We start from the raw sequence: 14,849 nt of genomic DNA, 5'->3' as shown, positions 1-14,849 counted from the left end.
GAGCCGATGACCGAGGCCGGGACACCCACCGGTGAGCAACCGGAGGCGGCGACCGCGCGCATCCTGTGCGACACCGGCGCCGTGACCGCCGCCGGGGATGATGTCGGCGTGCTGTGGAAGCTCACCGAGAGCGGACGCCAACTCGACGCCAATGTCGTCCGGTTGGCACCGGGCCGCCATGTCGCCCCGCACGCGGAACCTCACCTGGACGTGCTGCTGCTCGTCGTCTCGGGCGACGGCGTCCTCGGCGGCACCCCGGGAGACGAAGAGCAGTCCCTCACCACGGGCACCCTGCTCTGGCTCCCCCACGGCTCCACCCGCAGCCTCACCGCGGGCGCCGAGGGCCTCGCCTACCTGACAGTCCACCGCCGCCGCCCCGGCATGCGGATCGGCCGCGCCCGCTGAAGCCGAAGCCGAAGCCGAAGCCGAAGCAAGAACAACGCCTCGCCGGGAACGCGGGCCGTCTTTCCTCCCTCTTCCTGTGCGAGAGTCCCCCGCGGCATCCCCCCGTCCGCGGGGGCCTCTCCACCCGGCAGCCGAGCGAATGCAGGCACGCTCAGGAGGCCGACGCCGCGGCCCTACGGCTGCAGTTGACGCTCAGGAAACGCCCGTACGAACGCCCCGCGGACCGTGTTGCCCGGCGTGCGGTCCAGGATTCCGAACACCACGTGCTCGAAGGTGCGGGAGAAGCGACCGTCCGGACCGAGCAGCGCGCGGAAGGCGCCCGCCACCTGCTCCGGCTCGTTCTGGAAGACTCCGCAGCCCCAGGCGCCCAGCACCAACCTCGGGTAGCCGTGGGCCGCGGCCGTCTCCAGCACCCGCTCGGCGCGGACGCCCAGGGCCTTCGGCAGTTCACCGGTGCGCTCCGGCGTCGTACGTCTGATCACTCCCGCGTTCGGAGCGGCGGCGGTCAGGAAGCCCGCCGTGCAGGGTTCGTCGAGCAGGCGGCCGCGGTCGTCGCGGAAGACGGGCACCGTGGGTGAGTGGATGACACGGTCCGTGTAGAACGGGCCACGGTGTGCGCGGTGGTGGTCGTAGAACTCCGGGGCCTGCAGAAGGCACTGGTAGAGGGCGGAGGCGCGGCACAGGGCCTCCTCCTGGGCCTGTGCGCCGTTCATGAACCCGCCGCCCGGATTGCGGGCCGAGGCGAAGTTCAGTACCGCCGTCCGGCCGCCGAGCCGGTGCGCGGCCTCCAGGCTGCTCTCGCCCGTGACCTCGAAGAACGTGTCGACGAGGGCGGTCGCCGGTATCCGCAGCGGATCTGGCCCGTGCATGCGCGTGCCGGCCCGGGCCGCCTCGACCGCCGTGGCGATCGAGACCTCGCGCCCGTCGGGCGCGCGATAGGTCCCGGCCGCCACGATCTGCTCCGTCTGCCGCGCGATGCCACGCAGGCGCGCGCTCATGGCGCCACCCCCGTGTGCGCCATGCTCGCGCGCCCCGCGCGCTCCCCCGTCGTGCTCATGCACCGATCCTGGGCGATGCTGGACACGCGGTGCAACAGAGTTTTCCGCGTCCGCGAACGCCCAGGAAATCCGCAGCAAACGCTCGGAACGAGGAGATTACCGAGCCGGAACGTGCCGATACGCACCCTTGTGCGATACGGCGGGAGGGTCTTGGGTAGGACGAGTGCTGCCGTCCGGGCACCTGACGGGCCGGTCGGCGGCACAGTCGAATCTCAGGAGGTTCCCACCATGTCCGATACGCCGAGCATCGCTCCGGCGAGCGACTGTACGGAGCCCCGCACCCCCCTCACCTCACCCGAGGTGGAGGCACTGGTCCGGGGCATCTGTTTCAAGACCGGCCCACCCCGAAATGTCGGGGTCGAAGTGGAATGGCTCGTCCACGAGCTGCGCACACCGCAGCTCCCCGTCACACCCGAACGACTCGAAGCGGCCTACGCTTCGCTGCGGACCGTGCCCCTGAGGTCGGCGCTCACCACTGAGCCCGGCGGCCAGCTGGAACTGAGCTCGTCGCCCGCCACCTCCCTGATGGAGTGCATCGGTACCGTTTCCGCCGACCTCGACGCCGTCCGCGCGGCGCTGCGCGAGCACGGTCTCGGCATCGTCGGCTTCGGCCACGACCCCTGGCATCGGCCGCGCCGGTTCCTGCACGAACCGCGCTACGACGCCCTGGAGGCCTGTCTGGACCGCAACGGTCCGGCCGGTCGCCGCATGATGTGCACCTCGGCCTCCGTCCAGGTCTGCCTGGACGCCGGATACGAGGAGCCAGGGCCGCTCGGCCACGGGCGGCGCTGGTGGCTGTCGCACCAGCTGGGCGCGGTCCTGGTGGCCGCGTTCGCCAACTCACCGCTGGCCGGAGGTGAGCCCACCGGCTGGCGCTCCACCCGCCAGCTGCTGTGGATGGAGATAGGCGCCGACCGGGCGGGCGCGCCCCCGCTGGACGGCGACCCGCGCCGCACCTGGGCCCGGCACGTCATGGACTCGTCGGTGATGTGCGTACGACGGGACGACGGGCCCTGGGACGTCCCGGAGGGGCTCACCTTCCGGGAGTGGACCAGGTCGCAGTCGCCCAGGCCGCCCACCCGCGAGGACCTCGACTACCACATCACGACGCTGTTCCCGCCGGTCAGACCACGCGGTTTCCTGGAACTGCGCATGATCGACGCGCAGCCCGGCGACGACGGCTGGATCGTCCCGCTCGCCGTGGCGACGGCGCTGTTCGATGATCCGGAGGCCGCGGAGACCGCGTATCGCACCGTGAAGCCGCTGGCCGAGCGGGCGCTCGGGCTGCCGGCGCCGCACAATCCGCTGTGGACCGACGCGGCCCGGTACGGCCTGGCCGACCCCGAGCTGCAGGAGGCAGCCGTCGTGTGCTTCACCGCGGCGCTCGAAGCCCTGCCGCGGCTCGGGGCCACCACACCGGTCGCGGACGCCGTGGCGGCGTATCTGGACCGCTATGTCATCCAGGGTCGATGCCCCGCCGACGACCTGCTGGACCGGGTGCGCGGCACGGACCTCCCCCAGTCCCGGCTTCGCCCGACCGGAGGGACCCCCAAGCCGCACGGGAAGGACCTGCGCACATGAACGACCCCGCCATCGACGAATCCTCCGTGAACGACACCGTCAGGGACGCCACCGTCATGGAGGGCACCTTCATCGACGCGGAAGCACTCCGCCGGCGGGCGCTGACGACGCTCACCACCGCCCGCGCCCGCACCACCCTCCTGACCAGCTGTGTCGAGGGGCCCGACCTGACCGCACAGCACTCGCCGCTGATGTCCCCGCTGGTGTGGGACCTGGCCCACATCGGCAACCAGGAGGAGCTGTGGCTGCTGCGGGCGGTCGCCGGCCGGGAGGCGATGCGGCCCGAGATCGACGGCCTCTACGACGCCTTCGAGCACCCGCGTTCCGAACGGCCCTCGCTGCCGCTGCTGCCGCCCGCCGAGGCCCGCACCTATGCGGCGGACGTGCGCGGGCGGGTGATGGACCTGCTGGAGAGCGCCGACTTCCACGGCACGCGGCTGACGGAGGCGGGCTTCGCCTTCGGGATGATCGCTCAGCACGAACAGCAGCACGACGAGACGATGCTGATCACCCATCAGCTCCGCAAGGGCCCCCCGGCCCTCACCGCCCCGGACCCGGAACCGGCACCGCTGGCCGGCGGACCGGCCGAAGTCCTCGTCCCCGGCGGCCCGTTCACCATGGGCACCTCCAGCGAGCCGTGGGCGCTGGACAACGAACGCCCGGCACACCGGCGCGAGGTGGCGTCCTTCCACATCGACACGACGCCGGTGACGAACGGCGCGTACCAGGCGTTCATCGACGACGGCGGCTACGACAACGAGCGCTGGTGGACGGCCGAGGGCTGGGCGCACATCCGCCGGCACTCCATCAACGCCCCGTTGTTCTGGCGCCGTGACGGCAAGCAGTGGCTGCGGCGCCGCTTCGGGGTCACGGAGGTCGTGCCGTCCGACGAGCCGGTGCTGCACGTGTGCTGGTACGAGGCCGACGCGTACGCCCGCTGGGCCGGGCGCAGGCTGCCCACCGAGGCCGAGTGGGAGAAGGCTGCCCGCCACGACCCGGCGAGCGGGCGCTCGATGCGCTACCCGTGGGGCGACGCCGACCCGGCGCCGGAGCACGCCAACCTCGGCCAGCGGCATCTGCGCCCGGCCCCGGCCGGCAGCTACCCGGAGGGCGAATCACCGCTCGGCGTACGGCAGTTGATCGGCGACGTGTGGGAATGGACGTCGAGCGACCTCCAGCCCTACCCGGGATTCCAGGCCTTCCCGTACAAGGAGTACTCGGAGGTGTTCTTCGGGCCCGAGTACAAGGTGCTGCGCGGCGGTTCGTTCGCCGTGGACGCGGTGGCCTGCCGGGGAACGTTCCGCAACTGGGACTACCCGATCCGGCGGCAGATCTTCTCCGGGTTCCGCACCGCCCGGTCCGCGGGAGATATCTGATGTGCCGTCATCTGGCGTACCTGGGGCCCGAGGAGCCGCTCGGCAGCCTCCTCGTGGAGCCCGCGCACGCCCTGTACCGGCAGTCGTGGGCACCGCGGCGGCAGCGGTACGGGACGGTCAACGCCGATGGTTTCGGGGTGGGTTGGTACGCCGAGGGTGACCCGGTGCCGGCGCGGTACCGCCGCGCCGGGCCCATCTGGGCGGACCTGTCCTTCGCCGACCTGGCGCGCGTCGTGCGCTCGGGCGCCGTGCTCGCCGCCGTACGCGACGCGACCCTGTCGGGCGCCGACGCGGAGGCCGCGGCGGCACCGTACGCCGCGGGGCCCTGGCTGTTCAGCCACAACGGCGCCGTGAAGGGATGGCCGGGTTCGCTCGCCCCCCTCGTGGCGACTCTGCCCGCCGTCGACATGCTGTCGCTGGAGGCCCGCAACGACTCGGCGCTCGTGTGGGCACTGGTCCTGGCGCGGCTGCGCCGCGGCGACGACGAGGGGCAGGCGCTGGCCGACACGGTCCTGGAGGTCGCCGAGGCGGCCCCCGGCTCCCGGCTCAACCTGCTGCTCACCAACGGCGAGACGATCACCGCGACCACCTGGGGCGACACCCTCTGGTACCTGTCCCGGCCCGGCCGCAGCACCGTCGTCGCCTCCGAGCCCTACGACGACGACCCGCACTGGCAGGAGGTCCCCGACCGCACACTGCTCGCGGCGAGCCGCACGGACGTGCTGCTCACCCCTCTCAAGGAGCCTCTCAAAGAGCCGAGCGACGCCTTGGCACCCGCACTGCCGAAGGAGCCCCGTACGTGAGCCCGTTCCTTCTCACCCGCACCCTGCCCGAGGACGCCACGGAGGCCGCGCTGCGCGCCGACGTCCGGCACGGCCTCGCCGGCACGCCCAAGACACTGCCTCCGAAATGGTTCTACGACGCCCACGGCAGCGACCTGTTCGAGCAGATCACCGAACTCGACGAGTACTACCCGACGCGCGCGGAGCGGGAGATCCTCATCGCCCGTTCCGCCGAGATCGCCGAGGCGACCCACGCGCGCACCCTGATCGAGCTCGGCTCGGGCTCCTCCGAGAAGACCAGGTACCTGCTCGACGCGCTGACCGACCTGCACACCTACGTCCCGGTCGACGTCAGCGACAGCGCGCTCACCCAGGCCGGGCACGCCCTGATCGCCGAGCGCCCGGGCCTCCAGGTCCACGCACTGATCGCCGACTTCACTGCGAGCGTGACGCTGCCGGAGACGCCGGGTCCCCGGCTGATCGCCTTCCTCGGCGGCACGATCGGCAACCTGCTCCCGTCCGAACGGGCCGCGTTCTTCGCCTCGGTCCGCTCCCTTCTCTCCCCTGGCGACGCGCTGCTCCTCGGCACGGACCTGGTCAAGGACGAGAAGGTTCTGGTCCGGGCGTACGACGACGCGGCCGGAGTGACGGCGGCCTTCAACAAGAACGTCCTGACCGTCGTCAACCGCGAGTTGGGCGCCGACTTCGATGCCGACGCCTTCGACCACGTCGCCCTCTGGGACGCCGACAACGAGTGGATCGAGATGCGCCTGCGGTCCCGCACCGCGCAGACCGTGAAGGTTCCCGCACTCGACCTCGCCGTCGACTTCACCGAGGGCGAGGACCTGCGCACGGAGATCTCGGCGAAGTTCCGCAAGGAGCGCGTACGCAGTGAACTGTCCTCGGCCGGGCTGGAGTTGGCCCACTGGTGGACGGATGGGGAGAGCCGATTCGCGTTGTCGCTGAGCGTGGCGCGGTGACCGTCGGGGCAGCGCTGACCCAGCCCTGACAGGCAGGTGGCGTCGCGGGACATCGGGTGCCGGCGGGCGATGACGCCGGCACCCGATGTCCTCGGCGTTCCGGGTGTCAGTCGCTCAGCGCGGTGCGCAGAGCGGTGGCCATCAGGTCGATGGCCTCCTTCCCGGTCGGCACCGGGCCGGTGTGGGTGAAGTAGTGGTCGACGCCCTCGAAGACACGGTGGGTGACCGGAACGCCGGCCGCCTCCAGGGCCTTGGCGTAGGCGTCGCCCTCGTCGCGCAGGCGGTCGTTCTCCGCGGTGATGACCAGGGCCGGAGGGAGTCCGGCGAGGTCGTCGGCCAGCCCGGGCGAGACGAGGGGATCGGCGCGGTCGGCAGGGTCCGGCACGTAGGCGGCGGTGAAGATCCGCATGAGCTGAGGCGTGAGCAGCGGCTTGGCGATGAGGGACTGCTTGGTCGCGGGATCGGCGACCTGGTCGAGCGGCGCCGAGTCGATGATCTGCAGCCGGGGCGTGAACGTGCCGCGTTCTCGGGCCATCCGGCAGACCGCGGCGGTCAGGGTGGCCCCGGCGCTGTGTCCGCCCACGGCGAGGCGCGAACCGTCCCAGTCGCCTGCTGCGCCGTTCGCGGCGACCCACGCGGTCACGTCGTACGCCTGGGTGACGGGCGCGGGGAACGGTTGCTGCGGGGCGACGGCGTAGTCCACGTTGATGACGACGCAGCCGGCCGTGGCGGCTATGTAGCGGCAGATGTGGTCGTCCTGCTCGGGGCGGGCCACCACGAAACCGCCGCCGTGGAAGTTGATGTAGACGGGGGCGGGGGTCGCTGCGGTGACCGGCGGGCGGTAGACCGTACAGGCAACCGGCCCGGCTCCGGTCTCCACCCGCAGCGTCTCGGTTCGCTTCGAGATGTCGGTGAAGCGGAGATCCTTGTGCACGCGGCTCATCATGCGGCCGAGGAGGAGTTGGACCCCTCTGGCCTTGGTCCGGGGGCTGAGTGGCATGGCAGGGCGCCTATCGCTTAAAGGTTAAAGTAACAGGATTCCTGATAATGGCTGCACGTCCCCGATCGCGCAATACCCCGAGGGCCAGGTTCCGTTTCGTCGCCGCCGGAGGAGCCGGGCGAGCTGCTCGCGCTGCCGGTGCGTAGTCAGTGAGTAATCGGCGCGTAGTCAGTGCGCAGTCAGTGTGCTGTCATCACGCCGACGGCTCGGACGCGGTGAAGCGCTCGAAGCCCGCGTGGAAGGCCGTGCCTTTCGGGTCGGTCGCGCTGTAGTGGAAGGCGGCCACACCGCAGCCCCGCTCGTCGAAGGCGGCTCCGGTGTACGAGGCGACCCGGGTGCCGTCGACGGCGAGCTCCACCTTGACCCGGCCCTGGCCGGCCGAGGAACAGGTCATCGACATGTCGACCAGCTGCCGACTCTCCACTCTCAGACCCTTGTCCGCGAGGTCGACCTCGACGACCCGGTCATGCTGGAAAGCCCCCTTGAAGCGGAACTCGCGCACGATCAGGGCCTCCTGATCGGTAGTCAGGTAGGTCGCCCAGCGGGAACCCTTCTCGTAGTCCCCCGAGCCGTTGCACCACAGGCCGACCCCGCCCTCGCCCCCGTACCACTCCGCCTGGGTGCTCAGCCGCACCTGGAAGGAGGACGGCTCGAAGGGTGCCTGCGGCCACACCTCCAGTTCGGGCCTGGGATCCACCAGCATGGTCCCGCCGTCGTGCGTGATCCTCCCGAGGGACGGGTCCTTGTGCGACCAGTCGCCCGAGTCGGTCAGGTCATCGGTGTACGAGACGGGCGGGGAGGCCGAGCCATGAACCCGCGGGCCGCCACCCTTCGTCGGCGATCCCCCCGAGGTGGTGCTGAGCACGACGGCCAGCAGCACGGCCACCGCGGCGCTGCCTGCCGCGAACCCCCACAGCCGCAGCTGCTTGGCGCTCGTACGGGGGCGGGGGCCGGCGGCGCCGCTCCCGTGCCCGGACGCCGGCAGTTGCGGCGGGCCTGACGCCACCCCCGACTGCGTCTGCCCGTCCTCCGGCGCCTCCTTGGCCGCCCCCGCGAGCCGGGCGACGAGCTGGGCCGCGGTGGGACGCTCCGCCGGGTCCTTGCGCAGGCAGTCGGCGATGACCGAACGGACCGGCTCCGGCACCCCCGTGAGATCCGCGTCGCGCTCGCACACCGCGACGAGCACTTCGTAGTCGCTCTCCCCCTCGAAGGGATGCCGCCCCGTGGCGGCGAAGTACAGCGTGCCGCCGAGGGAGAACACGTCGGAGGCGGCGGTGACCCGAAGCGACTTGACCTGCTCGGGCGACATGTACGCGGGCGAGCCGAGCACGCTGCCCGGTGTGGTGAGCGCCGACTCGAGCAGCCGGTCGTCGCGGGCGATACCGAAGTCGATGATCCGCGGTCCGTCCGCGGAGAGCAGGATGTTGGACGGTTTGATGTCCCGGTGCACGACCCTCACCCGGTGCACCTGCGCCAACGCGTGCGCGACGGCCAGCGCCAGGGACTGCAGCCGCCCCGAGGGCAACGGCCCACCTGCGGCCACATGCTGGTGGATCGTGGGGCCGGGGACGAACTCGCTGACGATGTACGGGTGCCGTCCGGACAGGTCGGCGTCCAGGACCCGCGCCGTGGCCAGCTCACCGACCCGGCTCGCCGCACCGAACTCCCGGCGTACGCGGGCCAGCGCGACCTCGTCGTACTCCTTGCCCGGCAGCAGGAACTTCACCACGACCTGCCGCCCCGTCCGGTCCCGGGCGAGCCACACCACACCCTGCCCGCCCCGGCCGAGCTCGCGCTCACAGACGTACCCGCCCACCGGCAACTGCATCCGTGGATCCATGGCCCCCCGCCCCCGGTTCACGGCCTTTGTCCAGCGTATCGGCTGCCCCCGGCCGCGCGAGGCCAAAACCCGTCGTCCGGAATGGCATCGAAACATTCGGAGATTTTCTCACCGGCTCATGATCTCAATCGAATGTCATAAGTCATCGCCCTCGACGAGAACCAACAACTCTCCTGGTAGAGCGGCACAATGAGTGCCCATCAGGCGTCCAAAAGGAGTCGAATGTTTCGCGATCAATGCCGAAACTATTGACGCTTGACGGGGACAGGCCAACACTGTCGGACCAATACCCGCCCTCGCACCACGAGGAGGAAACCCCGCTCATGGACCTCACACCCGCACACCCGATGAGCCGCCGGGCCGCCTGCGGCCTGCTGCTGGGGACGGCGTCGGCGCTGGCGCTCCCCGGCACCGCTCGCGCCGCCACGGTCATCACCACGAACCAGACCGGCACCAACAACGGCTTCTACTACTCGTTCTGGACGGACGCGCAGGGGACGGTCTCCATGACCCTGGACTCCGGCGGCAACTACGGAACCAACTGGAGGAACACCGGGAACTTCGTCGCCGGCAAGGGCTGGAGCAACGGCGCCCGCCGGAACGTGTCCTACTCGGGCAGCTTCAACCCGTCCGGGAACGCCTACCTGGCGCTGTACGGATGGACGTCGAACCCGCTCGTCGAGTACTACATCGTCGACAATTGGGGCACCTACCGGCCCACGGGAACGTACAAGGGCGCCGTCAGCAGCGACGGCGGGACGTACGACATCTACCAGACGACGCGGTACAACGCCCCGTCCGTCGAAGGCACCAGGACCTTCAACCAGTACTGGAGCGTGCGGCAATCGAAGCGGACGGGCGGCACCATCACCACCGGCAACCACTTCGACGCATGGGCCCGCGCCGGCATGAACCTCGGCAGCTTCAAGTACTACATGATCATGGCGACCGAGGGATACCAGAGCAGCGGAAGCTCCACCATCACGGTGGCCGGATGAGTGCCGCGTCGAGTGTCCCGTTACGTCGTCTGTCGACGGCACTGACCGTCGTCGCGCTGGCCGCAGCGGGGAGCTTCGTCGGGCACGCCGCTCCGGCGCAGGCCGCCACCTGCAGCGGCTACGTCGGTCTCACCTTCGACGACGGTCCCTCCGGCAACACGCCCGCACTGCTCAACGCGCTGAAGCAGAACGGGCTGCGGGCCACCATGTTCAACGAGGGCCGGTACGCCACCGCTTACCCGGCCCAGGTGAAGGCCCAGGTCGCCGCTGGCATGTGGGTCGGAAACCACAGCTACACCCACCCGCATCTCACCCAGCTCGGCCAGGCTCAGATCGACTCGGAGATCTCCCGGACCCAGCAGGCCATCGCGAGCGCCGGGGGCGGTACGCCGAAACTGTTCCGCCCGCCGTACGGCGAGACCAACGCGACGGTGAAAGCGGTCGAGGCCAGGTACGGGCTCACCGAGATCATCTGGAACGTGGACTCGCAGGACTGGAACGGCGCCTCCACCGACGCGATCGTGGCGGCGGCCGGCCGGCTCACCAACGGCCAGGTCATCCTCATGCACGACTGGCCCGCCAACACGGTCGCCGCGATCCCCCGTATCGCGCAGGGGCTGACCGCCCGCAATCTGTGCGCCGGCCCGATCTCCCCGCAGACGGGCCGTGCCGTGGCCCCGACGGGGGCGTGAACCGCGGGTCCTGAACGGAACGTCTCTGCGCAGGCGGTCGGACACGTCCGACCGGCCGCAGCAGCGCCTGGCGCGGCACCCTCCCGGCCGCCGCGCCAGGCGTTCAGTTCAGCCTGTTCAGAACCTCGGTGATGCGCCGGGACGCCCTACGGGCCTCCGTCGCCGGGTCGGCCCCGGTGAGCACCCGTGTCATGTAGTCCTTGATCGGGTTGTCCGCCTCGACGGCACCCCACTGAGGTGTACTGGGCGTTGCCCGGCCCTGCGCGGCCCCGGCCGCCATGGCCGCGACGCCCTCCTCGCCGTCCACCGCTCTGGCGAGGGACCTCTTGTTGGGGACGTAGTTCATGGTGCGGGCCAGTTCCGTGTCCCACTTGGCGCCGGTGAGTGCGCCGACGAGGGCGACGGCGCCGTCCCGTTCGCGGGTGTTGTTCGGTACGACGAGGTCGGAGCCGCCGGTGAACACCGCTCCGGGGTGGGCGGCGGTCCGGCCGGGCACGGGGAAGAAGCCCAACGTGTCCTTCAGATCGGGGTTCTGCTGGACGACGGTGCGGGCGAGCCCCGGGACCGCGACGATCTGCGCCACCTTTCCCGCGGCGAAGACGCCTGCCTGGGGCGGGTGTTCCTCGTCCGCGCGGGATGGTCCGTCGCCGAGAGCGTGCAGGCGGCGGTAGAAGTCCATGCCGCGCTGGGCGGCCTGGGTGTCCAGTGTGCCGCGCCAGCCCTCGCCGTCACCGTCGTCCGCCAGGTCGCCACCCTCGTCCCAGATGAAGCCCGCGAGCGTGTACCAGTCCTGCCCGGCGAGGTAAATGCCTTGGTTGCCACCGGAGTTGAGGGTCTCGGTCACGGTGAGCCACTCCGCACGCGTGCGGGGCAGTTTCCTGATGCCGGCCTGCGCGAACAGGTCCTTGCGGTAGATGACGACCCGGTTGGCCGCGTACCAGGGAATGCCGTACTGGTGGGACAGGAACTGTCCCGGCTCGGCGAGACCGGGCAGCCAGCGCTCGCTCCCCCAGCGCAGTGACGACTCCAGTGTCAGGTCGAGCAGTCGGCCGCCTTCGACGTACTGCGGCACCTGGGTGTTGCCCACCTCGATGACGTCGGGACCGTTCCCGGAGTCGGCGTCCAGCGCGTGCTGCACCTTCTGGCCGATGCCCGTCCACTGCTGGATGCGGATGTCCAGCCGGAGGTTCGGGTGGTCGCGTTCGAACGCCTCGGTGAAACGGCTCAGGAAGCTCTGCGAGGCACTGTCCTTCATCAGCCAGGCGGTGACGGTGCGCCGGCCGGATCCGCCGGGTTCGAGTCCGCATGCGCTGACGAGGCCGACGGAGGTGAGGGCGAGGAGGCGACGACGTCTCACGAGGGGTCCTGTTCTGCCTGGCGGACAGGGGAAGGGTCCCGACGTGGGGGGACGAGCGCACGGCTCGTACGGGTGTGCCGGATTTTGGTATGGACCAATGCGGGAGGTCAAGGGGCATCCTCGCGACACCCCGGACATCTCGCACTCCGGCCCAGGTTGGGACACGCGGGGGTGACGCGTACCACAGGCGCCGCTCCGTTCGGGACCGCGCACACCGCACTGCCCGCGGGCGCCGTACGGTCCGCTCGGCGTCGACGACCAGGATCAGCCGTTTGTGCCGAAGCCGCCCGCCCCGCGGATGGTGGGCAGTCGAAGAGACGCGCGCGGCGGCCATCGTTCAGGCAGGTCACAGGCCCGCCTGAACGATGGCCCTGCCACGGGACGTTAAGAGGGTGCACGGCCTGCGTCGAACGCGAGGCGATCCAGCACCGATGGGACGATCTTGCCGAACTCCGCGTTACAGCCAACCGCAGACGCCGCCCGGCGACGGTCCCTGACGGGCAACTGGCCCGTGGCCAGGCGCCTGAGAGCCGTGCTGTTGATCCCGGTACTCGTCGCCCTCGTCCTGGGAGGCTTACGAGTAAGGCATTCGGTGGACACCTGGAGGGCCGCCGACGACGCGGTCCGCGTCGCCGAGTTGGTCCAGGCGGCGAACAGGTACGCAGGTGACGCGATCAACGAACGGGACGTGTCCGTCGTTCCGTTGCTGAAGGACGAGAGAAACGCCGCCGCGGTCGTGCGGGCCCGCAAGGTCACGGACGCGGATGCCGAGGCCTTCGACCGGGCGGTCGGCCACATGCCGAAGGCCGCCGGCCTCCTGCGGCGGGTCCAACTGGTGCGCACCGGCGAGAAGCAGCTGCCGACGATACGCTCGAACGCCTTCACCTCACGCCTGTCCGGAGTGCGGTCGGAGGAGAGCTACCACCTGCTCCAGCACCCCTTGATGGAGATGTCGAACGAGCTGGGCTTCGGCAGCACCAACCAGGCCAGCTTCGGCCGGACGCTCTACGCCATCTCCCTGACCCAGGCGGCCAAGTCCCTGACCCGCTCCATCGGCACTCATCTGCTGGTCGAGGACCGCGGCGCCCTCGCCGCCGGTGAACTCCAGTCGCAGCTCGCGTCCTTCCGCTCGTACGCCTACCTCGAACCCGTGGCGCTCCAGGAGTACGCGGGCGCCGGCACCGCCGAGGACATGGCACGGCTGCGCAAGGCGCTGGCCGACGCGCGGAGCCGGGGTGAACAGCGGAGCGCCGATGCTGCCGCCAACGCCAGGGCGGCGGGCCGGACCTACGTCGCGCCACCCGGCATGGACAAGATGATCAGCGAGATCGCCGACGGGAAGACGCCCGCGCGGCTGGCCGCCGAGGGCATCACCCCCGAGTCGTTCTTCGCCGCCTCCACGCTCGGCTTCGACGCCTACCGGGGCGTCGAGGTCCATCTCACCGACACAGCGCTCGCCGGCGCGCGCGGCATCGCCGACGACGCCCGCCGCGACGCCGTCGTCAACGCGGCGCTCGTCCTCGCGTCCCTGTTGATCGCCTTCCTCCTCGCCTCCTGGGTGGCGCGCACGATGAGCAGCCGTATGCGCCATCTGACCGCAGCCGCCATCGAGATCTCCGGGCAACGGCTGCCGGCACTGATCGCCCGGCTGTCACGAACCGCCCCCGGCCAGGTCGACTCCCGGCTCGCCGTGCCCATCGCGATCACCAGTACCGACGAGATCGGCGAGGTGGCGCGCGCCTTCGACCTCGTCCACCGCGAGGCCGTACGGCTCGCCACCGAACAGGCCCTGCTGCGCGGCGAAATCAACACGGTCTTCAGCAACCTCTCGCGCCGCAACCAGTCCCTGATCGAGCGTCAACTCGCCCTGATCACCGACCTGGAGGACCACGAGACCGACCCGGACCAGCTGGCGAACCTGTTCAGCCTCGACCACCTCGCCACGCGCGTCCGCCGCAACGGCGAGAACCTCCTCGTGCTCGGCGGTGAGAAACCCGCCCACCAGTGGGATCAGCCGTTGCCCCTGGTCGACGTCATCCGCGCGGCCGCCTCCGAGGTCGAGCAGTACGAGCGCGTCGCCTTCTGTGGCATACCGGAGGCCGAGATCCACGGCCGTGCCGTGACGGACCTCGTCCACCTGCTCTCCGAGTTGCTGGAGAACGCCACCTCGTTCTCCTCCCCGCACTCTCAGGTCCGGGTGACCGCCGATGTCCCGCCCGACGGGCGCATCATGCTCGAAATCCACGACAGCGGCATCGGCCTGCCGGCCGACGACGTCGCGTCGATCAACCACCGGCTCGCCAACCCGCCCACCGTGGACGCCGACATCTCCCAGCACATGGGCCTGTACGTGGTGGGCAGACTGGCCGGCCGGCACGGCATCCGCGTCCAGCTGCGCCCCGCACGCCCCGCAGGTGAGCCGTCCGGCACGACGGCCCTCGTCATGCTGCCCGACACGATCACGTATCGGACACCCAGCGACGAACCCGACGCCGAGACGCTGTCCCTGGCCGCCGTCAGGGACGCCCCGTCGCCGCGACGCACCGCCGCCGCCGCCGCGGGTCCCTTCCCCGGGCAGGATTCCCCGGAAGCGCGGGCCGGTCACGAAGCCTGGACCCAGCGAGGAACCACCCCACCGCCCGGCCACGGCGAGGACAGTGGCCCGCCGCGGACGAAGGGGCCCGTCTCCCGACGGCACGCGCGGCGCAAACGCGGGCAGGAGCAAGGCCCCGACGTGTCGCGCTCGGCCGCGCCTTGGGGCACGGTGGAGTGACGCGTGA

General features: G+C 70.9%; 12 protein-coding genes. 8 read left to right on the top strand and 4 right to left on the bottom strand.

Annotated features, from left to right (window positions below; translation table 11 throughout):
* Positions 1 to 6: 6 nt before the first annotated feature.
* Complete coding sequence (locus OG870_RS40705; RefSeq protein WP_266528834.1) at positions 7 to 405, top strand: cupin domain-containing protein; 399 nt, start codon at positions 7 to 9, stop codon at positions 403 to 405.
* Between the two features lie 173 nt (positions 406 to 578).
* On the opposite strand, the gene OG870_RS40700 is transcribed toward OG870_RS40705, so the two are convergent.
* Positions 579 to 1,403 (bottom strand): TIGR02452 family protein, encoded by an 825-nt coding sequence (locus OG870_RS40700; RefSeq protein WP_266591948.1) that lies wholly within the window; start codon positions 1,401 to 1,403, stop codon positions 579 to 581.
* A 288-nt stretch (positions 1,404 to 1,691) separates the two neighbouring features.
* On the opposite strand from OG870_RS40700, the gene egtA reads away from it, so the two are divergent.
* Genes egtA through egtD form a run of 4 tightly spaced genes read left to right on the top strand, consistent with a single transcriptional unit; the run spans position 1,692 to position 6,182 of the window.
* A complete protein-coding gene (gene egtA / locus OG870_RS40695; protein WP_266528838.1) occupies positions 1,692 to 3,044 on the top strand; it encodes an ergothioneine biosynthesis glutamate--cysteine ligase EgtA in 1,353 nt (450 codons plus the stop codon).
* Positions 3,045 to 3,100: 56 nt separating this feature from the next.
* Positions 3,101 to 4,420, top strand: coding sequence for an ergothioneine biosynthesis protein EgtB (egtB, locus tag OG870_RS40690; protein WP_266529332.1), 1,320 nt, complete (start codon positions 3,101 to 3,103; stop codon positions 4,418 to 4,420).
* Positions 4,420 to 5,223: an ergothioneine biosynthesis protein EgtC gene (egtC, locus tag OG870_RS40685; protein ID WP_266591947.1), complete on the top strand. Its 804-nt coding sequence runs from the start codon at positions 4,420 to 4,422 to the stop codon at positions 5,221 to 5,223. The genes egtB and egtC overlap by 1 nt, the downstream gene beginning before the upstream one ends.
* Positions 5,220 to 6,182 carry an L-histidine N(alpha)-methyltransferase gene (gene egtD, locus OG870_RS40680; RefSeq protein ID WP_266591946.1) on the top strand — a complete coding sequence of 321 codons (963 nt, stop codon included), beginning with the start codon at positions 5,220 to 5,222 and terminating at the stop codon, positions 6,180 to 6,182. The genes egtC and egtD overlap by 4 nt, the downstream gene beginning before the upstream one ends.
* Before the next feature lie 106 nt (positions 6,183 to 6,288).
* Here egtD and OG870_RS40675 read toward each other — a convergent pair whose 3' ends face one another.
* Positions 6,289 to 7,182, bottom strand: a complete 894-nt coding sequence (locus OG870_RS40675; RefSeq protein WP_266591945.1) for an alpha/beta hydrolase — start codon at positions 7,180 to 7,182, stop codon at positions 6,289 to 6,291.
* A 193-nt stretch (positions 7,183 to 7,375) separates the two neighbouring features.
* Positions 7,376 to 9,010, bottom strand: coding sequence for a serine/threonine-protein kinase (locus tag OG870_RS40670; RefSeq protein WP_266591944.1), 1,635 nt, complete (start codon positions 9,008 to 9,010; stop codon positions 7,376 to 7,378).
* A 335-nt stretch (positions 9,011 to 9,345) separates the two neighbouring features.
* On the opposite strand from OG870_RS40670, the gene OG870_RS40665 reads away from it, so the two are divergent.
* Complete coding sequence (locus OG870_RS40665; protein WP_266528852.1) at positions 9,346 to 10,020, top strand: glycoside hydrolase family 11 protein; 675 nt, start codon at positions 9,346 to 9,348, stop codon at positions 10,018 to 10,020.
* On the top strand, positions 10,017 to 10,712 hold the full coding sequence (locus OG870_RS40660; protein WP_266528855.1) for a polysaccharide deacetylase family protein: 696 nt from the start codon (positions 10,017 to 10,019) through the stop codon (positions 10,710 to 10,712). The genes OG870_RS40665 and OG870_RS40660 overlap by 4 nt, the downstream gene beginning before the upstream one ends.
* Positions 10,713 to 10,815: 103 nt before the next feature.
* Here the strand turns inward: OG870_RS40660 and OG870_RS40655 are convergent, their stop codons facing one another.
* Positions 10,816 to 12,069 (bottom strand): extracellular solute-binding protein, encoded by a 1,254-nt coding sequence (locus tag OG870_RS40655; protein WP_266591943.1) that lies wholly within the window; start codon positions 12,067 to 12,069, stop codon positions 10,816 to 10,818.
* A 511-nt stretch (positions 12,070 to 12,580) separates the two neighbouring features.
* On the opposite strand from OG870_RS40655, the gene OG870_RS40650 reads away from it, so the two are divergent.
* A complete protein-coding gene (locus OG870_RS40650; protein ID WP_266591942.1) occupies positions 12,581 to 14,842 on the top strand; it encodes a sensor histidine kinase in 2,262 nt (753 codons plus the stop codon).
* The last annotated feature ends 7 nt before the right edge of the window (positions 14,843 to 14,849 follow it).

This window comes from Streptomyces sp. NBC_00461 (assembly GCF_036013935.1).
In the GTDB taxonomy this organism is placed as follows: domain Bacteria; phylum Actinomycetota; class Actinomycetes; order Streptomycetales; family Streptomycetaceae; genus Streptomyces.
The sequence above is the reverse complement of the archived record's forward strand: the minus strand, read 5'-3'. Positions and strand labels throughout refer to the sequence as shown.

What these genes read in the sequence shown, in the direction of transcription:
- OG870_RS40705 (WP_266528834.1), top strand. Translation starts at nt 7, where the DNA reads ATGACCGAGGCCGGGACACCCACCGGTGAGCAACCGGAGGCGGCGACC.
- OG870_RS40700 (WP_266591948.1), bottom strand. Translation starts at nt 1,403, where the DNA reads ATGAGCGCGCGCCTGCGTGGCATCGCGCGGCAGACGGAGCAGATCGTG.
- egtA (WP_266528838.1), top strand. Translation starts at nt 1,692, where the DNA reads ATGTCCGATACGCCGAGCATCGCTCCGGCGAGCGACTGTACGGAGCCC.
- egtB (WP_266529332.1), top strand. Translation starts at nt 3,101, where the DNA reads ATGGAGGGCACCTTCATCGACGCGGAAGCACTCCGCCGGCGGGCGCTG.
- egtC (WP_266591947.1), top strand. Translation starts at nt 4,420, where the DNA reads ATGTGCCGTCATCTGGCGTACCTGGGGCCCGAGGAGCCGCTCGGCAGC.
- OG870_RS40675 (WP_266591945.1), bottom strand. Translation starts at nt 7,182, where the DNA reads ATGCCACTCAGCCCCCGGACCAAGGCCAGAGGGGTCCAACTCCTCCTC.
- OG870_RS40670 (WP_266591944.1), bottom strand. Translation starts at nt 9,010, where the DNA reads ATGCAGTTGCCGGTGGGCGGGTACGTCTGTGAGCGCGAGCTCGGCCGG.
- OG870_RS40665 (WP_266528852.1), top strand. Translation starts at nt 9,346, where the DNA reads ATGGACCTCACACCCGCACACCCGATGAGCCGCCGGGCCGCCTGCGGC.
- OG870_RS40660 (WP_266528855.1), top strand. Translation starts at nt 10,017, where the DNA reads ATGAGTGCCGCGTCGAGTGTCCCGTTACGTCGTCTGTCGACGGCACTG.